We start from the raw sequence: 20,921 nt of genomic DNA, 5'->3' as shown, positions 1-20,921 counted from the left end.
ACCGGGTCAGATGTCCAAGAACCGGACGTCGCGGGCGTTGCGCTGGATGAAGCCACGCCGGGACTCGACGTCCTCACCCATCAGGATCGCGAAGATCTCGTCGGCAGCTGCGGCGTCGTCGAGGGTGACCTGGAGGAGCACCCGGTGGTCGGGGTCCATCGTGGTCTCCCACAGCTCCTGGTAGTCCATCTCACCCAGACCCTTGTAGCGCTGGATGCCCGCGTCCTTGGGCAGTCGCCAACCCTGGCCGAGCCCGACCTTGACCATGGCGTCGCGCTCACGGTCGGAGTAGGCGAACTCGTGGGGGTGGTTGCTCCACTTGAGGCGGTAGAGCGGGGGCTGGGCGAGGTAGACGTAGCCCTCCTCGATCAGCGGGCGCATGAACCGGAAGAGCAGCGTCAGCAGGAGGGTGCGGATGTGCAGGCCGTCGACGTCGGCATCGGCCATCAGCACGATCTTGTGGTAGCGCGCCTTGGTCTTGTCGAAGTCCTCGCCGATGCCGGTGCCGAACGCCGAGATCAGCGCCTGCACCTCGTTGTTGGCGAGCACCTTGTCGATGCGGGCCTTCTCGACGTTGAGGATCTTGCCGCGGATCGGCAGGATCGCCTGGTTGTGCGGGTTGCGACCACGCACCGCCGAGCCGCCGGCCGAGTCACCCTCGACGATGAAGACCTCGGAGATCGCCGGATCCTTGCTCTGGCAGTCACGCAGCTTGCCGGGAAGGCCGCCGGACTCGAGCAGGCCCTTGCGCCGCGTCGCCTCGCGCGCCTTGCGGGCGGCCATGCGGGCGGCGGCAGCCTGGACGGACTTGCGGACGATGTCCTTGCCCTCGACCGGATGGGCCTCGAGCCAGTGGCCGAACTCGTCGGTCATCGCGCGCTGGACGAAGCCCTTGACCTCGGAGTTGCCGAGCTTGGTCTTGGTCTGGCCCTCGAACTGCGGCTCGCCGAGCTTGACCGACACGACGGCGGTCAGGCCCTCGCGGATGTCGTCGCCGGTGAGGTTGTCGTCCTTCTCCTTGAGGAGGTTCTGCTTGCGCGCGAAGTCGTTGATGAGCTTGGTCATCGCTGCGCGGAAGCCCTCCTCGTGGGTGCCGCCCTCGTGGGTGTTGATCGTGTTGGCGTAGGTGTGCACCGACTCGGAGTAGGAGGTGGTCCACTGCATCGCCAGCTCGAGCGACAGTTGGCGCTCGGTGTCCTCGGACTCGATCGAGATGATCTCGGCGTGCACCGGCTCGGACTTCTTCGAGGTGACCAGGTGGGTGACGTAGTCGACGAGCCCGTTGTCGTACTTGTAGGAGACCTTGCGCTGCTTCTTCTCGCTGACGTCGACCGTGTCGGTGTCGTCGGCGGCACGCTCGGGCTCGCGCTCGTCGGTGAGGTTGATCCGCAGCCCCTTGTTGAGGAACGCCATCTGCTGCATCCGGGCGCGGATCGTCTCGAAGTCGTAGGTGGTCGTCTCGAAGATGCCACCGTCGGCCCAGTAGGTGATCGTGGTGCCGGTGCGGTCGGACGCCTCCATCTTCTCCAGGGGCGCGACAGCCTCACCGTGGTCGAAGGTGACCCGGAAGACGTGGCCCTTCTGGAAGACCTCGACGTCGAGCCGGGTCGAGAGGGCGTTGACCACGGACGAACCGACGCCGTGCAGGCCACCGGACACCTTGTAGCCGCCGCCGCCGAACTTGCCACCCGCGTGCAGCTGGGTCAGCACGAGCTCGACCGCGGACTTGCCCTCGGCCGGGTGGATGTCGGTGGGGATGCCGCGGCCGTTGTCGGCGACGCGCACCCCGCCGTCGGCCAGGAGCGTGACGTCGATGGTGTCGGCGAAGCCGGCCAGCGCCTCGTCGACGGAGTTGTCGACGATCTCCCAGACCAGGTGGTGCAGGCCGCGCTCGCCGGTGGACCCGATGTACATGCCCGGGCGCTTGCGGACCGCCTCGAGACCCTCGAGGACCGTGATCTGGCTGGCGTCGTACTCCGACCCGGGGGCAGCACCGGCGAGGTCGGCCTCGACCACCTCGCGAGCAGCCTCGGCCTGGGCGGCCGTGAGGTTCTCGGTGGTGGGGGCGGCTGTCGGGGTGACGCTGTCTGCCGGGGTGCTGGGTGCGGCGCTGGCTGCGGGGGTGTCGGGTGTGACGCTGTCTGCGGGGGCGTTCTGGTCTGGCGTGTGGTCAGCCTCGGACACGGTGCTCCTTCTCCGGTGGCACAGCAAACTCGGGATGTCCCCGTGTGCTCGCTGAACCCGCTCATGGCACGCGACCAGACTGGAACCCAGCTGGTCGCGAATTCACCTCAGAGTCTACCTGTCGGGACTGTCAGAACTCACGTCAGGAGGCCCGGGAACGCGGATTTGGGACAAAAAAGTGCCATCTCACGGGTGGGGATACGCGGACCGCCCCCAGAGCGCCCGATTCTGGCGTTTCTGGCCGCCGTTCGGGCCAGTCGTCGGCCCGTCGTCGAGCCAGTCGTCGGCCAGTCGTCGAGCCAGTCGTCGAGCCAGTCGTCGAACCTGGGTAAAGCCAGAGTCGAGTGGCCACTTCAGCGGGCGGCGACGGCTTCCTCGAGCTGGACCCGCACGACCGGCGGGATCGGGACGCTGGCCCGCGATTCCCTGTCGATGTAGACGTGCACCCAGTGGCCGAGCGCAGCGAGCTCGGATGACTGGGCGTCGAACAGCCCGAGGCTGTAGGTGATGCTGCTGCGTCCCAGCCGCTCCACCCGGACGGCGACGTCGAGGGGGTGCGGGTACTCGAGCTCACGGAAGAAGCGGCAGCCGGACTCGGCGACGACCCCGAGCTCGGGCAGCGCCATCACGTCGGCCCCGGCGCCGGTGATCAGCCAGCCGTTGATCGCCGAGTCGAACAGCTCGTAGTAGACGGCGTTGTTGAGGTGGCCGTACATGTCGTTGTCCGACCAGCGGGTCGTGACCCGCACCACGTGGTCGAAGTGCGCGCGGGTGAGCGTTCGGTCAGCATCGGCCGTCATCCGTCGATCCTAGGGATGCGCCGGCTCCAGGGGCCGTGGCGGCCCGCAGCGGCCAGCTCAGCCGTAGGTGTCGCGCGGGCCCGGGCCCGTGGAGCGACGAAATCCCTTGGACCACGACGGTGCGCTGGGGCCGACGATCTTCAGCGCGGTCACCGTGCCCTTGCCGACCTCCCCGTCGAGCCGGGACATGATCGAGGACTCCAGGAGCTTGAGCTGCGTGGTCCAGGCGGTCGAGTCGGCCCGAACGGTGAGGATCCCGAACTCGAAGGTCACCGGCGTGCAGTGCTGGGCGACCTCGTGACCGACGATGTCCGGCCACCGGCCCATCACCGACCCGACCGCCACGTCGACCTTCCACCCGCGGTCCGCCATCAACCGGTCCATCTGGTCGCCGAGCAGCAGCGGATCGCGCCGGTCGGGTTTCGATCCTGACGACTGCACGCCGATCTGCCTGCGCCGCATGGGCTTGAGGCCCGGTCGCAGGCCCTTCTCGCGGGCGGCCGCCCGGGCGCGCAACAGGGCGGCCTCGGCAGCGTCGTCGACCAGCGCGGAGGGGTCCGGTTCCACGCCGGGCGCCGGTTCGCTGCCCGGCTCGACGTCAGGTTCAGGTCCCGCCTCGGGTCCCTGCCCAGACCCCGGCCCAGGTCCCGGCCCCGGCAAGGTCTCGTCACTCACGCCTGGTCACCTCCCCGAGGCTCACCGCAAAGGTCTGTCCCACCAGGCTCTTGGGCACGTCGGCATCGACCGCGGCGGTGATGAGCACCTGCTCGCAGTCGGCGACCATGGCCGCGAGCCGCTCGCGACGGCCCGTGTCGAGCTCGGCGAACACGTCGTCGAGGATGAGGACGGGGTCCTCACCGAGGTCGTGCCGCAGCAGCTGGTATGCCGCCAGCTTGAGTCCCAGCGCGAACGACCAGCTCTCGCCGTGGCTGGCATACCCCTTGGCCGGCAGCTCGCCCAGCGACAGCACGAGGTCGTCCCGATGCGGGCCGGCGAGCGAGATGCCGCGCTCGACCTCCTTGTCGCGCACCTCCTCGAAGGTGGCCAGCAGCTCCGCGCGCAGCGCGTCGATCTCGGGGACCTCGCCGGCAGCCAGAGACGCGGCGGCTGCCTCGCGCAGGGAGCTCTTGTAGGAGACGCGCGCGTCGGACTGCCCGGCGCTCACCTCGTCGTAGGCCTTGGCCAGATAGGGACCCAGGTCGCGCAGCAGCCGCAGCCGGGCATAGAGCAGCTGCGATCCCACGGTGGCGAGGTGGTCGTTCCAGATGTCGAGAGTGTGCAGGGCGGTGGCGCGGGCGTCGTCGACCGGCTCGTCGACCGGCCGCGGGGGCGGTCTGCGCCGAGATCCCTTGCGCAGCAACGGTTGCGCAGACTTGAGCAACGCGTTGCGTTGCTTGAGGATCTTGTCGCAGTCGCTGCGCACCCCCGCCCAGCGGGGCTGGCGGGCGACCAGCAGGTCGTCGAGGAAGCGGCGGCGCTCCGAGGGATCGCCCTTGACGAGCGCGAGGTCCTCGGGCGCGAAGAGCACCGTGCGCAGCGTGCCCAGCACCTCCCGTGGCCGCGACACGGGGGAGCGGCCGAGTCTGGCCCGGTTGGCCCGGCCCGGGTTGAGCTCCAGCTCGAGCATCGTCTCGCGGCCGCCCCGCATCACGGCGCCGCGGATCACCGCCTGCTCGGCACCGAACCGCACGAGCGGCTGGTCCGTGGACACGCGGTGGCTGGACAGCGTGGCGAGATAGCCGATGGCCTCGACGAGGTTGGTCTTGCCCTGGCCGTTGAGGCCGACCAGCGTGGTGACACCGGGCTCGAGTGGGAGGTCGGCCGCGGTGTAACTGCGGAAGTCGGCAACCGTGAGGTGCCGGACGTACACAGGCGGCTAGGACTCGGCGCGCTGCAGGCTCATCGCGCTGCGCGCTTGCTCGCCGACGCCGACGATGCAGACCCCGACCGGGTCGAGCCGGTGCCGGAAGACGGGCCGGCCGCAGCCGCCTTGCGTCCCTTGGCGGCGGCCTTGGCGGGGCTCTTGGTGGGCTTCTCCTTCGTGGCGGCCTTGGCCGCCACCGCCGCCTCGTGCTTGGGAGCACCGTCGGCGCGGAGCTTCTCGCCCTCGGCGACCGACATGACCTGGTGTCCACCGAACCCGCCGCGCAGAGCCGCCACTGCCTGCATGGTCGGGGACTCCTGCTGGCGCGAGGCGAACCGGGAGAACAGCGACGCCGAGATGACCGGCATCGGGACGGAGTTGGCGATCGCCTCCTCGACGGTCCACCGGCCCTCACCCGAGTCGACGGTGTAGCCCGAGACATCCTCGAGGTGCGGGTTCTTCTCCAGCGCGTCGACGAGCAGGTCGAGCAACCAGGAGCGGACGACCGTGCCGCGGGTCCACGCCTTGAAGGCGCCCGGGACGTCGGTGACGATGTCCTTGGCCTCGAGCAGCTCGTAGCCCTCGGCGTAGGCCGCCATCAGTCCGTACTCGATGCCGTTGTGGACCATCTTCGTGTAGTGCCCGGCGCCGACCTTGCCGGCGTGGACGAAGCCCTCCTCGCGCGGACCCTCGGGCCGCAGCGCGTCGAAGATCGGCATCGCCTTGCGGACGTTGGCCGCCGAACCGCCGACCATCAGGCCGTAGCCGTTCTCCAGGCCCCAGATGCCGCCGCTCACCCCACAGTCGAGGTAGCCGATGCCCTTGGCCTTCAGGAGCTTCTCGTTCTCGAAGTCATCGGTGAACCGGCTGTTGCCGCCGTCGATCACCATGTCGCCCTTGTCGAGCAGCTTGGCCAGCTGGGCCACCGTGTCGGTCGTCGGCGCACCGGCCGGGACCATCACCCACACCGTCCGCGGGGCGTCGAGTGCCTTGACCAGGGCGGCCAGGGTCTTGACGTCCGCCACCGCGGGGTTGCGATCGAAGCCGACCACCTCGTGCCCAGCGCGGCGGATCCGCTCGCGCATGTTGCCGCCCATTTTGCCGAGACCGATCAGACCGAGCTGCATGTGACGACTCCCGTTCGTGTGGGTGGTGCGGTATGCCGCGAGGCCGGCCTCGCGGCATACCTCGCGGTGCGCGTGCTCAGGCTACGCCCGGGTGTGGTCAGCTCGCGAAGCGAACGGGCATCAGGACGTAGCGGTAGGAGCTGTCGGCCTCGCCGTCCAGCTCGTCCTGACCGGACAGCACCGCCGGGCGCGACGGCTGGGTGAAGGAGAACCGCGAGTAGTCGGTGCCGACGGCGCCGAGCCCGTCGAGCAGGAACTGCGGGTTGAACGCGATCTCGATCTCGGGACCGGTGAGGGTCGACTCGACGGCTTCGGAGGCCTGGGCGTCGTCACCGGTGCCGGCCTCGATGGCCACCTGGCCGTCGGAGAACTTCAGTCGCACCGGGGTGTTCCGCTCGGCCACGAGGGCCACGCGCTTGACGGCCTCGATGAGCTCGGAGGTCTTCAGGACGGCCTCGGTGTCGACCGTCGTGGGGAAGATCGAGGTGACCTTGGGGTACTCGCCGTCGAGCAGCCGCGTGGTGGTGCGTCGCTGCCCGGCCTCGAAGCCGACCAGCCCGTCGCCGCCGGCCGACGACCCGAGCGCGACCTCGATCGAGCCGGAGGCGCCGAGCGCCTTGGCCGTCTCGGACAGGGTGCGGGCGGGCACCAGGGCCAGGTGGCTGGCGTCGGTGGCCCCGGGGTTCCAGGTGAGCTCGCGCATCGCCAGTCGGTAGCGGTCGGTGGCGAGGAGAGTCATCTTCTCGCCGTCGATCTCGACCCGGACGCCGGTGAGGATCGGCAAGGTGTCGCCGCGGTCGGCGGCGATCGCGACCTGGGCCACCGCCTGGGTGAAGACGTCGCCGGCAATGGTGCCGCTGGCGGTGGGCGAGATCGGCAGCGTCGGGTAGTCGTCGGCCGGCATCTGCATGAGGCTGAAGCGCGACGATCCACAGACCACCGAGACCTTGTTGCCCTCGGTGGCGATGTCGACCGGCTTGCCCGGCAGGTTGCGGGAGATGTCGGCGAGCAGCCGGCCCAGGACCAGCACCGTGCCGCCCTCCGCGACCTCGGCCGCGACGGTGATCTTGGCGGAGACCTCGTAGTCGAAGGCCGAGAGGGTCAGGGTGCCCTCGTCGTTGGCCTCGATCAGGACACCGGCGAGCACCGGCACCGGAGGGCGGGCCGGGAGGCCACGGGCCACCCAGGTCACGGCGTCGGCGAGGACCTCACGTTCGACCCGAAACTTCACCGTGACTACCTGCCCTTTCGCACGCGGCCCCGCCGCCGAACTTCAAGAATGTGACTTCACAAATGTGATTGCGCACTGACCCTAGTGCTCACGATGCACTCGGCCAACCCGGATGGGGCAATCCGTCCCAGCTGTTTGTCCCTGTCATTTGGGTGAGTAGTGGCGTTGGGCTTGGCAGGGGGCTGGGTCTGGATTGGTACTCGGGGCTGGATGCTGATGGGAGATGGGTAGTCGTTGTCATAGGGGGTGTGGATCCTGTGGACGACGGACATCGGTGCAGGTCAGCGCGGCGCGTCCGGTGTGTATGCCGGGTGGACAACGGGTTGCACAACCTGGGTCGTCCTGTGGAGGCGTCGGCGGCGCCCACACGGTCTCCACACGGCATACCCCTGTTGTCCCCAGCTGGGTGCTGGTCGTGCACGGGTTGTCCACCGGTTGTCCACAGGGGTGGATCCGGGGGAAACGGCTGCGGAACAGAAATCATCCGTTTGGTGGATAGTCGTAGGGCCAAACCACATACCCACAGAGTTGTCCACAGGTGTGGACCATGGGTCGCGATCCGGAAATGTCGCAATCTGCTGCGGGATTCGTGCTCACCTGAGCACACCCTCGAGGAAGGTGTCGAGGAGGTGAACGGGCCCCCACACCTGTGCACAAGGCTGTGGACAAGCTGTTCCCCTTGGGGATTCCTCCTCTGCGGCACTCCTTCGTCGGCCGCAGGTGGAGTAGTCGTCGGAATCCGTCTAGCGGGACTGCTGCTTGATCCGGTTGGTCAGCTCGGTGACCTGGTTGTAGATCGCGCGGCGTTCGGCCATCAGCTGGCGGATCTTCTTGTCGGCGTGCATGACCGTGGTGTGGTCGCGGCCGCCGAACTGCTGGCCGATCTTGGGCAGGGAGAGGTCGGTCAGCTCGCGGCACAGGTACATCGCGATCTGACGCGCCGTCACCAGGACCCGCGAGCGGGAGGTGCCGCAGAGGTCCTCGATGGTCAGCCCGAAGTACGCCGCTGTCTGGGCCATGATCGTCGCGCTGGTGATCTGGGAGCCCTGCTCGTTGGGGATCAGGTCCTTGAGGACGATCTCGGCGAGGCCCATGTCGACGCTCTGTCGGTTCAGGCTGGCGAAGGCGGTGACGCGGATCAGGGCGCCCTCGAGCTCGCGGATGTTCGTCGAGATGCGGCTCGCGATGAACTCGAGCACCTCGTCGGGCGCGCTCATGCGTTCCTGGATGGCCTTTTTGCGCAGGATCGCGATGCGGGTCTCGAGGTCGGGCGGCTGGACGTCGGTCAGCAGGCCCCACTCGAACCGGCTGCGCATGCGTTCCTCGAAGCCGGACAGCAGCTTGGGCGGGAGGTCACTGGTGATGACGACCTGCTTGTTGGCGTTGTGCAGTGTGTTGAAGGTGTGGAAGAACTCCTCCTGCGTCTGCACCTTGCCCTGCAGGAACTGGATGTCGTCGATCAGCAGCACGTCGACATCGCGGTAGCGACGCTGGAAGTTGCTCGCCTTGTCGTCGCGGATGCTGTTGATGAAGTCGTTGGTGAACTCCTCGGAGTTCACGTACCGCACCTTCACGTGCGGGTAGAGGTTGCGCGCGTAGTGCCCGATCGCGTGCAGCAGGTGGGTCTTGCCCAGTCCGGACTCGCCGTAGACGAACAGCGGGTTGTACGCCTTGGCCGGCGCCTCGGCCACGGCGACGGCGGCCGCGTGGGCGAACCGGTTGCTCGCGCCGATGACGAAGGTGTCGAAGGTGTACTTCGGGTTGAGCCGGGTCGCCGACTCGTCGGTCATGCTGGGGACCTCGTCGCGCGGGCGGCGCTGCGGCTCGGCGGCCGGGGTCAGCGCGTAGACGTTGTCCACCGGTGAGTGGTGGGCGGGCGGCTGACCCTGTTGTGCGGTGAGGGGCTGGATCGAAAGCGGCTGCTCGTCGACATAACCCGTGGTGTCGTCACCGTGGTGTGCCTCGTCCAGGGAGGTGTCGACGGTCACGGCGAGCTGCACCTGCTCGCCGAACTGGGAGGACAGCGCCTGGGTCACCGCGTCGCGGACCCGTTGCTCGACGACGTCCTTGGTGTACTCGTTCGGCACCTTGACCAGGGCGGTTCCGTCGAGCAGGCCGGCGAGGCGGGCCAGCGTGAGGAACGCGCGTTCGCGGGCGGGAAGCCCGTCGGCGGCGAGGGTGGCGATGGTGTTCTGCCAGATCCGCGTGAAGTCCAGATCTGTGTCACTCACCGGTCCCACATCCCTTTCGACGGTTTGGCTGCCCTGTCGCAGGGTCATGGTGCCTGGTCCACCCTGTGCCTGATCGACACTGTGCCTTATCCACATAGTTATCCACAACCTGTGGGCAAGGGATGGGACGAGGAGGGACGGTAACAACAGCGACGCAGCGCGGCAACCGAAACGACGGAAATTGGGTCTCGTCCGGGGAAATTGATCCCCGTAGCACGGCGTGTCTGGGGGGAAATGCTCCAGAGTGGGTGCTATTGAGGGCCCTCCAGCCCGCCAGATGCCCGCAGGTATGCCGCGTGGCCGGCGCTGGTTTGACCCTGCGGCGGGCGCTCGCGTACCTTGGAACCGGCCTGTCGGCCGTTTTCGCATGCCCGTGACGCCCTGGATCGCATTGTGTCAGCCACCAAGGCTGGCGCCTTCCGCCAGGGACCAGCGCGGGTCTCCGATTGCGGCCGACCACCCAGCCGCCCATGCACTCAGCAGGCCACCCGGGCCTGATCAGTAACGGAGATCCTCGTGAGCAAGCGTACTTTCCAGCCGAACAACCGTCGTCGGGCCAAGACCCACGGCTTCCGTCTGCGCATGCGGACCCGTGCGGGTCGCGCCATCCTGTCGGCCCGCCGCGCCAAGGGCCGCACCGAGCTCTCCGCCTGAGGCCGACCCCGTGCTGCCCGCGGGGCACCGGCTCCGTGCGAGTTCGGACTTCGCGGCCACCTTTCGGGGGCCCGGGGGAGCCCGAACTGGCTCCACGCTGATCGTGGTCCACGCCAACCAGGCCGACGCGCGTGCGGGACAACCGCCGCGGGTCGGTTTTGTTGTCTCCAAAGCCGTGGGTGGAGCGGTGGTCCGCAATCGCACCAAGCGCAGGCTGCGCGCGCTGATGGCTGCGCGAGTGGGCTCGCTGCCGACTGGTGTCGATGTCGTTATCCGCGCGAATCCCGTTGCGGCACAAGCGAATTCGTCGTCACTTGGCGTCGAGTTGGACAGTCTCCTCGCCCGGGTGACCGCACGGCTTGGGGCGGTGCGCGCGTGACCTCAGCCAAACGCCTCGCCGCGGCGCCCCTGATCGGGCTGTTGCTGTTCTACCAACGCTTCATCTCACCGATGACGCCCCCCACCTGCCGGTACTACCCCTCCTGCTCGGCCTACGCGCTCACCGCGATCCGACGCTTCGGCCCGGTCAAGGGAACCTGGCTGGCCGCCAAGCGGTTGGCTAGGTGCCACCCCTGGGCAGCAGGTGGGGTCGACCACGTTCCAGCACGACCCACGCACGCCGCCCACGCCGCCTAGCGGCAGGCACCAGACCTGCCGGCCACGCGGCATACCCACTGCGCGGCCGGAACCACCGGTGAACCGTCACCTCGACGGCCCACCACCAGATTGAGGACGACATGAGTTTCAGTGACCTGATCTACCCGTTCGAGTGGATCGTTGCGTGGATTCTGTATGGCTGGCACCGGGTGTTCACGACGCTCGGCATCCCGTCCGACTCGGGCGTCGCCTGGACGCTGTCGATCGTCGGTCTCGTGGTGGTGATGCGGGCCGCGATGATCCCGCTGTTCGTCAAGCAGATCCACGCCTCACGGCGGATGCAGCTCATCCAGCCCGAGATGCAGAAGATCCAGGCCAAGTACAAGGACAAGAAGGACCCGGACTCCCGTCAGGCGATGACGCAGGAGACGATGGACCTCTACAAGCGCACGGGGACCAACCCGTTCAGCTCGTGCCTGCCGATCCTGCTGCAGTCGCCGTTCTTCTTCGGCCTGTTCCGGGTGCTCAACGGGCTCAAGAAGATCGCCGACGGGACGACCGACCCGATCGGCCCGATCACGGCGAAGCTCGCCGGTGAGGCAGAGTCCTCGACGTTCTTCGGTGCGCAGCTGTCCGACCGGTTCATCGGCGCCAACAGTCTGACCGTCCAGATCGTCACGGTCGTGCTCATCATCGCGATGTCTGCCAGCACGTTCACCACTCAGCGCCAGCTGATGATGAAGAACATGCCGGCCTCGGCACTGGACAACCCGTTCGCCAAGCAGCAGAAGATGCTGCTCTACCTGATGCCGATCTTCTTCGCGATCTCCGGTGTGAACTTCCCGATCGGTGTCCTCCTCTACTGGCTGACGACCAACGTGTGGTCGATGTGCCAGCAGTTCTACGTGATCCGCAAGATGCCCGCCCCCGGCTCCCTGGCCGAGAAGGCCATGCAGGAGCGGCGTCGCAAGAAGGGCAAGCCGATCGAGGAGTTCACCGTCAAGGGGCTCGACAAGGTGGAGGACACCGAGGCGCCCAAGCCGAGCGGCCAGCGCGTGCAGCCCTCGCGGAACAAGAAGAAGAAGGGCGCTGCAGGTCCGGCCAAGAAGCCGGCGGCTGGCTCCACCACAGACCCCAAGCCCCAGACCGACAACTGAGAGTGACCACCATGACCGAGCACAACAACACCGTCGTGGACGACACCCAGACCACTGAGACGTCCACCGACGAGAGCCTTGACCAGGACGCCGAACTGCGCGCCGAACGAGGCACCGACCCCGCGCCCCTCGACGCCGAAGCGAGTGGCTCCGGGGCGTCCTTTGCACTCGCGGGCGACTCGGACGACGCGACCGACGACGCGACCGACGACGCGACCGACGACGCGGCTGCTGACCACCACGAGCACGGTGCCCCGAGGCGCCGCCCGGCCAAGGTGGCTGACCTCGAGCGTGAGGGCGAGGTGGCTGCAGACTTCCTCGAGACCCTGCTCGACATTGCCGACCTCGACGGCGACATCGACGTCGACGTGGACGGCGACCGTGCTGCCGTGTCCATCGTCGACTCCGACGAGGGCCGGGTGCCACGGCGCCTGGTCGGCCAGGACGGCAAGGTGCTCGACGCCCTCCAGGAGCTCACCCGGCTCGCCGTCCAGGCAGCCACCGGAGAGCGCAGCCGACTGATGCTGGACGTGGCCGGCCACCGGGCCGAGCGACGCGCTTCGCTGGTCGAGGTGGCGCGGGGCGTCATCGAGCAGGTCAAGGCGACGGGCGAGAAGGCCGCGCTCGAGCCCATGACCGCCTTCGAGCGCAAGGTCGTGCACGACGAGGTGCTCGCTGCCGGTCTCACGTCCGAGTCCGACGGCGTCGAGCCGCGGCGCTTCGTCGTCGTCCTGCCGGCGTGATGGAGCTGCGGGCGGCCGTGTTTCACGTGAAACAGGGCGCATGACGTCGCACGAAAGCACTGACGACGGGCGCGGGACCGGTGAGACCGGGACCGCGCCCGTCGCGTCATCCACCGGTTCCACCGCTCCCCCGGCGGCTTCAGCTCTCTCGGGGGCTTCGGCTCCCTCGGCGCCACCGGCGGCGGGTGCCGTCTTCGGCGCCCACCTGGCCCTGGCCGAGCGGTTCGCCGCGATCCTGGCTGACACCGGTGTGTCCCATGGCCTGATCGGCCCTCGCGAGGTCCCCATTCTCTGGGACCGACACATCCTGAACTGTGCGGTCGCGCATCAGGCGTTCCCCGAGGGCGCCACCGTGGTGGACGTGGGTTCCGGCGCCGGACTGCCGGGCCTGGCTCTGGCGATCGTGCGACCCGACCTGCACCTGCACCTCGTCGAGCCGATGCTGCGTCGCACCACGTGGCTCTCGGCCACGATCGACGAACTCGGCCTCGCCAACTGCACGGTCCACCGGGGGAGGGCCGAGGAGTTTGACGGCGTGCTAACGGCGCCCTACGCCACGGCGCGAGCAGTCGCCCGCATCGACAAGCTCGCGCGCTGGACGTTCCCCCTGCTCGCCGACGGCGGCACCCTCGTGGCCCTCAAGGGCGAATCGGCCGCCCAGGAGCTGGCCGCCGAGGAGAAGGTGCTGCGCAGGCTGGGGATGCGCTCGGCGCAGGTCGTGACCTACGGATCCGAGTTGCTCCCCGTGGCCACCACCACACTGCAGATCACCGTGGGCCCTCGTCCGCCGGCCAAGCGCGCTGCTGCACGACGAGCCAAGAACCGGCCTTGATCGACCCGTATCCACAGGGCGCTGCCTCCCGCGTTGTGACACGTGCGCGAACTAGGGTTGGATGATGCCCATGGCCAACGAGGAGACTGCGTGAGCACAGCAACGCTGCAACTGTCCAGGGGACTCGGGTGGCCGCAACGGCTGGGCCGGGCCAGCAGCGCTCTCGGATGGCCGGTTGGTGACGGGATGTCGCTCAGCGAGCCGGTTTCACGTGAAACCGACCAGCTAACCGCCTCCACGGCGACGCACGATGAGCCTGCAGTGATCGGCGCGACGCTCACGACAGGGGACGCGGCCGTGACCGAAACCATCGCAGCGGCCGACGACACAGCCGCTGTTTCACGTGAAACAGACGAGCTCGCGGCTGGGGTGACGGCTGGCGACGCCGTCCATACTGAAGCGATCCCCGCGCAGGCGGTCCCCGTGGAGGAGACCCCCGCGGAGGCGACCCCCGTCGACGCGGAGAGCATGCGCGCTGAACCCCTCCCTGCCCGTTCCGGCATTCACCCCGCCGACTCTGCTGCGGCGGAGGAGGCGTTGGCCGCCGTCGTTTCACGTGAAACGGACGAACGCGACGAGCTGGCCTCCTCGTTGCCCAGAGCCGATCGAGATACCCCGCTGGCCCAGGCCGTTGCGGCCGATGCACGCAAGCGCATCGCCCTCACCGGCCGCGTCTTCCCGAAGCCGCCGGCGACGCGCGTCCTCACGGTCGCCAACCAGAAAGGCGGCGTCGGCAAGACCACGACCACCGTCAACGTGGCGGCCGCGCTGGCTCAGGCCGGCTTGACCGTCCTGGTCATCGACATCGACCCCCAGGGCAACGCGAGCACCGCCCTCGGCATCGACCACCATGCGGAGGTGCCCAGCATCTACGACGTGCTCGTCGAGGGGACGCCGATGGTGGACGTCGTCCAGGAATGCCCCGACATCCCGGGACTGTGGTGTGCGCCGGCCACGATCGACCTCGCCGGAGCGGAGATCGAACTCGTTTCGTTGGTGGCTCGGGAGACGCGCCTGCAGAAGGCGATCTCTGCCTACCTGCAGGAGGCGCCCACCAGTGAGCGCCCGGCTCCCGACTACGTCCTGATCGACTGCCCCCCGAGCCTGGGACTGTTGACGGTCAACGCGTTCGTTGCTGCCCAAGAGGTCTTCATCCCCATCCAGTGCGAGTACTACGCGCTCGAGGGCCTGTCGCAGCTGCTCAAGAACATCGAGCTGATCCGGAACCACCTGAACCCGACGTTGCACGTGTCGACCATCCTGCTGACCATGTACGACGGACGGACCCGCCTGTCGGCGCAGGTCGCCGACGAGGTGCGCAACCACTTCCCGGAGCAGGTCCTGCGCAACACGGTCCCGCGCTCCGTGCGGATTTCGGAGGCACCCAGTCACGGCCAGACCGTGATGACCTACGACCCCAACTCCAGCGGCGCTCTGTCCTACCTTGGCGCCGCTGCCGAGCTTGCCGATCGCGGCGCCGCCACCGCCGACCACTCGACCGCGTCCACGCAGAACTGAGAGAAGACACCATGAGCGAGAAGCGCCGCGCCCTCGGCCGGGGCCTGGGAGCCCTCATCCCCAATGCACCGACCTCCCCCAACGGCCGTCCCGTGGACGTCTTCTTCCCGGACCAGCGCCCCGGCGCGACCGCGTATGCCGGCGGGTCGCCGGCGGGGCGTGACGGCGCCGTTGCAGGGGGCGGAACGGCCACCACCACGATGGAGCCGACCACCGACGCGACGGACCGTGAGGACGGGGTGTCTTCGACCGACTCAGACGCCTCGGGCAACGGGCAGAACGGATCCGATGGTGCCACCGGATCCGGTGGTGCCAGCGGCTCGAGCGACCCGACAGAGACGGACAACCCGCACGGCCTGGCGCCGGTGCCGGGAGTCTCCTACGGCGAGATCCCGGTCGAGCAGATCCGCCCCAACCCGCGTCAGCCCCGGTCGGTGTTCGACGAGGACGACATGGCCGAGCTGGTGCACTCCATCAGCGAGATCGGCGTTCTCCAGCCCATCGTCATCAGGCCCATTCCTGCAGGTCAGGGGCCTGACCAGCTCGACAATGCCCCCGAGGGCGTGCTCTACGAACTCATCATGGGTGAGCGCCGCTGGCGGGCTTCCCAAGAGGCCGGGCGCGCCACCGTGCCGGCGATCGTCAAGGAGACCGAGGACGACGACCTCCTGCGGGACGCCCTCCTGGAGAACCTGCACCGCAGCCAGCTGAACGCGCTCGAGGAGGCCGCGGCATACCAGCAGCTGCTCGAGGACTTCGGTTGCACCCACGACGAGCTCGCCGCCAGGATCGGCCGGTCACGGCCGCAGATCTCCAACACCCTGCGGCTGCTCAAGCTTCCGCCGCTCGTGGCTCGCCGCGTCGCTGCCGGCGTGCTGTCGGCCGGCCACGCGCGTGCGCTGCTGGCCCTGCCTGACGGTGCCGCGATGGAGCGCGTCGCGCAGCGGATCGTGGCCGAGGGCCTGAGCGTCCGCAACGTCGAGGAGATCGTCGCGGTCGGTGGCCCGGACGACGTGGCCAAGCCGCGTCGCCCACGCGCGGGCAACCGGCACCCCCAGCTCGACGACCTGGCGGCCCGGCTGTCGGACCGGTTCGACACCAGAGTCAACATCGCCCTGGGTCAGCGCAAGGGCAAGCTGACGGTCGAGTTCGCCTCCGTCGAGGACCTCAACCGGATCGTCGACATGCTCGGCCTCGACCGCCGGGCCTGAGTTCAGCACGCGACTCAGCACAGGTTGGCTCGCTCAGCAGACGTTGCAACCTCTGCTGAGCGAGCTAAGGTCTGCTAGCAGAGGTTAGGGAAAACGCGGGGGGGCGCGGGGGGAATTGCGTTGGGGGAGTAGCCGATTCGTGGCGGGGGTCAGCTGTGCGAGGCGAGGTAGGCGCGCAGGTCGCCAAGCCTCAGGACACCCGTGGTGGCGGTGTCGTCGTCGCCCAGGTAGAGCCGCTGAAGGCTGACCAGGACGGCCTCTGCGAGCGTGTCGCGGAACACCGGGTCGGCCAGGCGGGCGGCGTCGCTGGGGTGCGACAGGTAGCCGGCCTCGATCCGCACGGCCGGCATCCGGGTCTGTTGCAGCAGGGCCCAGGAGCGGCCGTGCGAGCGGCAGTTCTCCAGGCCGGTGCGGGCCACGACCTCGCGCAGCACCAGGTCGGCGAGGTGCTCGCCGACGGCCGACCACGACGTCTTGCGGTCGCGGCCGAAGAAGAAGGTGGCGACGCCGCTGGCCTCGCCCGCGTCGTGGGAGTCGCAGTGCAGCGAGAGCACGAGGTCTGCGCCGGCGTCGTTGGCCAGGGCTGCCCGCTCATCCTCGGTGGGGCAGGTGTGCTCCGTGCGCGTGTAGACGACCGAGACGCCGATGGCGGTGAGCCGACCCTCGATCCGGCGCGCGAGGTCCATGACCAGCTCGGACTCGACCAGCCCGTGGGCCGCCGCGCCGGTGTTGCTGCCACCGTGGCCCGGGTCGAGCACGACGGTGCGACCGCTCAGGCTGTGCCCGGAGCGGCGAACCAGCTCCTGCTCGCGGAGCACGTTGGCCGAGCCACCGGACACCGAGCGACGCAGGTCCTTGAAGGCCCGGAGCGTGTCGGGACCGACCGACCCGTCACCCGAGAGGCCGTAGGCGCGCTGGAAGCTGCGGACCGCCCGCTCTGTCTCGGGCCCGAACCGGCCGTCGACCCGCCCCGCGGCGAAGCCGAGGGTGTTGAGCCGCTCCTGCAGAGTCACGACGTCCTCGCCGCGCAGCAGGTGGCCCGGCGTGTGCATGAGGATCCGGTCGCCGAGGACCCAGCGGGCACCGTCGATGGCCGTGAACGTCTCGACCCCGACGACCCCGTCGACGATCAGGCCCTTGTGCTGCTGGAAGGCCCGCACCGCGCGTTCGAGGGACGCGTCGAACAGGGCCGGGTCGAACCTTCCCTGGTCGCCCTGGTCGCCCTGGTCGCCCTGGTCACCGGGCGCGCCCTGGCTGCCGCCTCCGGTCTCGCCCTGGGGGGCACCCAGGTGGGGAGGTTCGGGCAGCTGGTCGAGGGGGAGGGCGGCCAGCCGGGCTCGCACGTCGACGACGGCCGGTCCGTGGCTGCCGAGGCCGAGCAGGCCGCTCTTGCTGTCGGACACTCGGCCTCCTCTGGTGATCGGCGCTCCCGGCCAGGGTCCTGACCGGTGCGCGCGTGGTTGTCTGTTCGGGCGGGCGCTGTCTGTTCGCGTGCTGTCTGTTCGCGTGCTTGTCCGTGGCGTGTTTGTGCAGGTCAGCGGGGTGCGTCCGTGGGGCGGGCATCGTGGCCGACGCCCGAGCCTAAGTCAGAACCCGGCCGCGGACCAACCGGACGCGTGCTCCGAATGCCTGGTCGAGAGGTCTCCTCCGGGCGCCCGGCTCGCACGCGTGGTTCGCACGTCCGAGACGACGATGCCGGCCGCACCCACGGGGGGCGCGACCGGCATGCGGTCACTGGTTGCTCAGCCGAGGTAGTCGGCGAGCTCGCGCACCAGCTTGGGCTTGGGCATCGCCCCCACGAGCGTCTTGACGACCTCGCCGCCCACGTAGACGTTGAGGGTCGGGATGCCGGTGATGCCGTAGCGGCTGCTCACCGCGAGGTTCTCGTCGGTGTTGAGCTTGACGATGTCGATCTTGTCGGCGTGCGCGATCGCCAGCTCCTCGAGGACCGGGGCGACGGCGCGGCACGGGCCGCACCAGGGCGCCCAGAAGTCCACCAGGACGGGCTTGTCGTTCTGGAGGACGTCGACCTCGAAGGTGGCGTCCGTGGTGTCCTTGATGGCTCCCACTCGGGGGCTCCTTTCGGTGGTGCTGCGGTTGGGGCTGGATGGGTGGTGACTCGGGTATGCCGTGCGGCTGGGGCTGCCTGTCAGGATCCCAGCGGGGTGTGACAGGCGGATCCGCGGTTCAGGGGTCTCAGGTCAGTGCGTCAAGGCCGGCTCATCGGTGAGGACGGCGTCGCTGGTGGGGGTGCCGGCGTGCTCGCGGTCGGCGAGGAAGCGCTCGGCGTCGAGGGCCGCGGCGCACCCGGAGCCGGCCGCGGTGATGGCCTGGCGGTAGGTGTGGTCGACGAGGTCGCCGGAGGCGAAGACGCCCGGCAGGTTGGTCAGCGTGGTGCGGCCCTGGACGAGGACGTAACCCTCGTCGTCGAGCTCCACGACACCCTTGACCAGCTCGTTGCGGGGGTCGTGCCCGATCGCGACGAACAGGCCGGTGACGGGCAGCTCACGGGTCTCGCCGGTCTCGGTGTCGCGCAGCGTGATCCCGGTCAGCTTGGCGTCACCGTGGATGGCGTCGACGGCGGAGTTCCAGGCGAACTTGATCTTGTCGTTGGTCAGGGCGCGCTCGGCCATGATCTTGGAGGCACGCAGTTCGTCGCGGCGGTGCACGATCGTCACCGAGCGGGCGAACTTGGTGAGGAAGGTCGCCTCCTCGACGGCCGAGTCGCCACCGCCGACGACGGCGATGTCCTGGTCGCGGAAGAAGAAGCCGTCACAGGTCGCACACCACGAGACCCCGTGGCCGGAGAGCCGCTTCTCGTCGGGCAGCCCGAGCTCGCGGTAGGCCGAACCCATCGCGAGGATCACGGCGTGCGCACGGTAGGTGTTGCCCTCGGCGTCGACGACCGTCTTGACCTCGCCCTCGAGGTCGACCGACTCGACGTCGTCGGTGATGATCTCGGCGCCGAACCGCTCGGCCTGGGCGCGCATGTTCTCCATCAGGTCCGGGCCCATGATGCCGTCGCGGAAGCCGGGGAAGTTCTCGACGTCGGTGGTGTTCATCAACGCGCCACCAGCGGTGACAGCGCCCTCGAACAGCAGCGGCTGGAGGTTGGCGCGGGCCGCGTAGACGGCGGCGGTGTAGCCCGCTGGACCGGAGCCGATGATGATCAGACTGCGGATGTCGGCAGGTGCGGTGGTGCTCACGCGGTTACAGCCCCTTGTGGTCGAGAAGGCGGTGCACCGCTACATACGGTGCCTGTGTCTGCAACCGATCGTAGGCCCTCGATGTTCCCCACCGGTGCGCTGTGCCACGACGCGCCGTGGGGCGCTGCACGCACGCTCAGCGGACGGCGAGCGGCCCGGCCAGCACGAGGGGGTGCGCGGCGTCACAGGCCGGGGAGACGGCATACACGGTCCGTCCGGTGTCGCTGCTGACCACGGCCACTACCGCGGGGGCGCCGTCGAGGGTCGCGAGGTCGCCGCGCACGGGCATCCAGGCCTGCACGCCGATCGCGGTGAGGCACGCGCGCAGTCCGCTCTCGGTGTCCGCGGCCCCGCGGCTGGCCTTGGGAGCCGCAACGCTGTCGTGGGCGGCGTAGGGCGCGGCGGCTGCCTGGGTGGCCAGCGCTGCCGCGGTGTATGCCGTGCCGCTGGCCGCCAGCGAGACCTGGCCGAGCGACCCGCTGACCCGCTGGTCCGCGCTGGGGGACGGCTGCGTGCGTGGTGCCACGCCCGGCCCGGAGTTCGCCTCCGACCCGCCGTCGGCCCCGCCTGCGGCACTGCTCGCGCTGTCTGCGGCGGATCCGCCGCTGAGGGACGCCATCACGTCGCCGGGACCCGTGCCGGTGAGCAGGGCGGGGAGGCCGAAACCGAGGATCGCGGCAGCGGCGGCGGCGACTCCCACGTGCTGCCAGCCCCAGCGGCGCGGCCGCAGGGGCAAGACGGTGGCCCCACCAGTGGTCGACTGCTCGCGGGCGGACTGCTCGGCGGCGATGGAGGCGTTGATCCGGGAGACGAGGTCGGCAGGCATGGGGCCGGGGTCCGGCAGGGCCGACAGCAGCTCGCGGATGCCGGTGGGGTCGTGCTCGGGGGCCCCCTTGTCCGCGGGGGGCACGGGTGGGGTGCTCACCACGAGAACCTCCAGACGTCGGGGACCAGCTTTCGGGACGCGCAGATGCCGGTGGACACACGGCAGGGGCGACATGTGTACGACGTCACGGCTGCCCCGATGGTTCCCTGAGCAGCTCGGCCATGGCATCACGGCCCCGGCTGCAACGCGACTTCACGGTGCCCTCGGCGACCTCCAGGACCGCGGCGGCCTCGGCCACGGACAGGCCGTGCATGTCGACGAGGATGAGCGCCATCCGCTGACCCTCCGGCAGCCGGTCGAGCGCCTCCCGCACGTCGAGCCTGGTGTCGACCGAGGCCTGGGCGTCGCGCTTGTCGGACAGCTCGTACTCGGGCAGCTGGCTGGTCGGCTTGTCGCGCCGCAGCCGGTCGAGGCAGGCGTTCACGACGATGCGGTGCAGCCACGTCGTCACCGCTGCGTCGCCCCGGTAGGACTCGGCCCTCCGGAACGCCGAGATGAAGGCGTCCTGCACGCAGTCCGAGGCCAGCTCGCGGTTGCGCGTGGTGCGCAGCGCCACCGCCCACATCCGGTCGCGGTGCCGGCGGAACAGCTCACCGAAGGCGTCCGGATCGCCCGCGATGTGGGCGCGGAGCAGGTCGCGGTCGTCGCGCTCGCGCAGCGGGAGGGTGCTCATGGGTATG

General features: G+C 69.3%; 20 protein-coding genes. 8 read left to right on the top strand and 12 right to left on the bottom strand.

Going from position 1 to position 20,921, the window contains the following annotated elements; all coding sequences use genetic code 11:
- Positions 1–6: 6 nt before the first annotated feature.
- The 7 genes from gyrB to dnaA form a co-directional block, all read right to left on the bottom strand.
- Positions 7–2,016 (bottom strand): DNA topoisomerase (ATP-hydrolyzing) subunit B, encoded by a 2,010-nt coding sequence (gene gyrB, locus AC1DYG_RS05135; protein ID WP_477638871.1) that lies wholly within the window; start codon positions 2,014–2,016, stop codon positions 7–9.
- 521 nt (positions 2,017–2,537) lie between these two features.
- Positions 2,538–2,984: an acyl-CoA thioesterase gene (locus AC1DYG_RS05130; protein ID WP_477638810.1), complete on the bottom strand. Its 447-nt coding sequence runs from the start codon at positions 2,982–2,984 to the stop codon at positions 2,538–2,540.
- A gap of 57 nt (positions 2,985–3,041) precedes the next feature.
- Positions 3,042–3,551 (bottom strand): DciA family protein, encoded by a 510-nt coding sequence (locus AC1DYG_RS05125; protein WP_477638809.1) that lies wholly within the window; start codon positions 3,549–3,551, stop codon positions 3,042–3,044.
- A gap of 100 nt (positions 3,552–3,651) precedes the next feature.
- On the bottom strand, positions 3,652–4,854 hold the full coding sequence (gene recF, locus AC1DYG_RS05120; RefSeq protein ID WP_477638808.1) for a DNA replication/repair protein RecF: 1,203 nt from the start codon (positions 4,852–4,854) through the stop codon (positions 3,652–3,654).
- Between the two features lie 29 nt (positions 4,855–4,883).
- Complete coding sequence (gene gnd / locus AC1DYG_RS05115; RefSeq protein ID WP_477638807.1) at positions 4,884–5,975, bottom strand: phosphogluconate dehydrogenase (NAD(+)-dependent, decarboxylating); 1,092 nt, start codon at positions 5,973–5,975, stop codon at positions 4,884–4,886.
- 97 nt (positions 5,976–6,072) lie between these two features.
- Positions 6,073–7,206, bottom strand: coding sequence for a DNA polymerase III subunit beta (gene dnaN / locus AC1DYG_RS05110; RefSeq protein WP_477638806.1), 1,134 nt, complete (start codon positions 7,204–7,206; stop codon positions 6,073–6,075).
- A 743-nt stretch (positions 7,207–7,949) separates the two neighbouring features.
- The gene (gene dnaA / locus AC1DYG_RS05105) at positions 7,950–9,437 is read right to left on the bottom strand and encodes a chromosomal replication initiator protein DnaA (RefSeq protein WP_477638805.1); all 1,488 of its coding nucleotides are present in this window, start codon (positions 9,435–9,437) and stop codon (positions 7,950–7,952) included.
- A 516-nt stretch (positions 9,438–9,953) separates the two neighbouring features.
- On the opposite strand from dnaA, the gene rpmH reads away from it, so the two are divergent.
- From rpmH to AC1DYG_RS05065, 8 genes are all read left to right on the top strand, one after another.
- Complete coding sequence (gene rpmH, locus AC1DYG_RS05100) at positions 9,954–10,091, top strand: 50S ribosomal protein L34 (RefSeq protein WP_140739978.1); 138 nt, start codon at positions 9,954–9,956, stop codon at positions 10,089–10,091.
- Positions 10,030–10,470, top strand: a complete 441-nt coding sequence (gene rnpA / locus AC1DYG_RS05095; RefSeq protein ID WP_477638804.1) for a ribonuclease P protein component — start codon at positions 10,030–10,032, stop codon at positions 10,468–10,470. The genes rpmH and rnpA overlap by 62 nt, the downstream gene beginning before the upstream one ends.
- Positions 10,467–10,727 carry a membrane protein insertion efficiency factor YidD gene (yidD, locus tag AC1DYG_RS05090; RefSeq protein ID WP_477638803.1) on the top strand — a complete coding sequence of 87 codons (261 nt, stop codon included), beginning with the start codon at positions 10,467–10,469 and terminating at the stop codon, positions 10,725–10,727. Before rnpA ends, yidD begins: the two co-directional genes overlap by 4 nt.
- A 101-nt stretch (positions 10,728–10,828) precedes the next feature.
- Positions 10,829–11,845: a membrane protein insertase YidC gene (yidC, locus tag AC1DYG_RS05085; protein ID WP_477638802.1), complete on the top strand. Its 1,017-nt coding sequence runs from the start codon at positions 10,829–10,831 to the stop codon at positions 11,843–11,845.
- Positions 11,846–11,856: 11 nt separating this feature from the next.
- A complete protein-coding gene (locus AC1DYG_RS05080; protein ID WP_477638801.1) occupies positions 11,857–12,588 on the top strand; it encodes a Jag family protein in 732 nt (243 codons plus the stop codon).
- Positions 12,589–12,628: 40 nt separating this feature from the next.
- On the top strand, positions 12,629–13,420 hold the full coding sequence (gene rsmG / locus AC1DYG_RS05075) for a 16S rRNA (guanine(527)-N(7))-methyltransferase RsmG (RefSeq protein ID WP_477638800.1): 792 nt from the start codon (positions 12,629–12,631) through the stop codon (positions 13,418–13,420).
- 423 nt (positions 13,421–13,843) lie between these two features.
- On the top strand, positions 13,844–14,938 hold the full coding sequence (locus tag AC1DYG_RS05070) for a ParA family protein (RefSeq protein WP_477638799.1): 1,095 nt from the start codon (positions 13,844–13,846) through the stop codon (positions 14,936–14,938).
- An 11-nt stretch (positions 14,939–14,949) separates the two neighbouring features.
- Positions 14,950–16,149, top strand: coding sequence for a ParB/RepB/Spo0J family partition protein (locus AC1DYG_RS05065; RefSeq protein ID WP_477638798.1), 1,200 nt, complete (start codon positions 14,950–14,952; stop codon positions 16,147–16,149).
- A gap of 149 nt (positions 16,150–16,298) precedes the next feature.
- On the opposite strand, the gene AC1DYG_RS05060 is transcribed toward AC1DYG_RS05065, so the two are convergent.
- The 5 genes from AC1DYG_RS05060 to sigM all read right to left on the bottom strand — a co-directional run bounded on the left by AC1DYG_RS05060 (position 16,299) and on the right by sigM (position 20,914).
- A complete protein-coding gene (locus AC1DYG_RS05060) occupies positions 16,299–17,552 on the bottom strand; it encodes an N-acetylmuramoyl-L-alanine amidase (RefSeq protein WP_477638797.1) in 1,254 nt (417 codons plus the stop codon).
- 339 nt (positions 17,553–17,891) lie between these two features.
- Complete coding sequence (gene trxA / locus AC1DYG_RS05055; RefSeq protein ID WP_477614208.1) at positions 17,892–18,218, bottom strand: thioredoxin; 327 nt, start codon at positions 18,216–18,218, stop codon at positions 17,892–17,894.
- A 132-nt stretch (positions 18,219–18,350) separates the two neighbouring features.
- Complete coding sequence (gene trxB / locus AC1DYG_RS05050) at positions 18,351–19,355, bottom strand: thioredoxin-disulfide reductase (protein WP_477638796.1); 1,005 nt, start codon at positions 19,353–19,355, stop codon at positions 18,351–18,353.
- 136 nt (positions 19,356–19,491) lie between these two features.
- Positions 19,492–20,280 (bottom strand): hypothetical protein, encoded by a 789-nt coding sequence (locus tag AC1DYG_RS05045; RefSeq protein ID WP_477638795.1) that lies wholly within the window; start codon positions 20,278–20,280, stop codon positions 19,492–19,494.
- 85 nt (positions 20,281–20,365) lie between these two features.
- Positions 20,366–20,914 carry an RNA polymerase sigma factor SigM gene (gene sigM / locus AC1DYG_RS05040; protein ID WP_477617749.1) on the bottom strand — a complete coding sequence of 183 codons (549 nt, stop codon included), beginning with the start codon at positions 20,912–20,914 and terminating at the stop codon, positions 20,366–20,368.
- Positions 20,915–20,921 lie beyond the last annotated feature (7 nt).

It is taken from the genome of Pedococcus sp. P1_H8 (assembly GCF_056405175.1).
Note: the sequence above shows the minus strand (reverse complement) of the source record. Positions and strands in the feature narration are given on the sequence as shown.

Coding starts and splice junctions, on each gene's coding strand:
- yidC (WP_477638802.1), top strand. CDS start 10,829: ATGAGTTTCAGTGACCTGATCTACCCGTTCGAGTGGATCGTTGCGTGG.
- AC1DYG_RS05065 (WP_477638798.1), top strand. CDS start 14,950: ATGAGCGAGAAGCGCCGCGCCCTCGGCCGGGGCCTGGGAGCCCTCATC.
- gnd (WP_477638807.1), bottom strand. CDS start 5,975: ATGCAGCTCGGTCTGATCGGTCTCGGCAAAATGGGCGGCAACATGCGC.
- AC1DYG_RS05080 (WP_477638801.1), top strand. CDS start 11,857: ATGACCGAGCACAACAACACCGTCGTGGACGACACCCAGACCACTGAG.
- AC1DYG_RS05130 (WP_477638810.1), bottom strand. CDS start 2,984: ATGACGGCCGATGCTGACCGAACGCTCACCCGCGCGCACTTCGACCAC.
- sigM (WP_477617749.1), bottom strand. CDS start 20,914: ATGAGCACCCTCCCGCTGCGCGAGCGCGACGACCGCGACCTGCTCCGC.
- rsmG (WP_477638800.1), top strand. CDS start 12,629: ATGACGTCGCACGAAAGCACTGACGACGGGCGCGGGACCGGTGAGACC.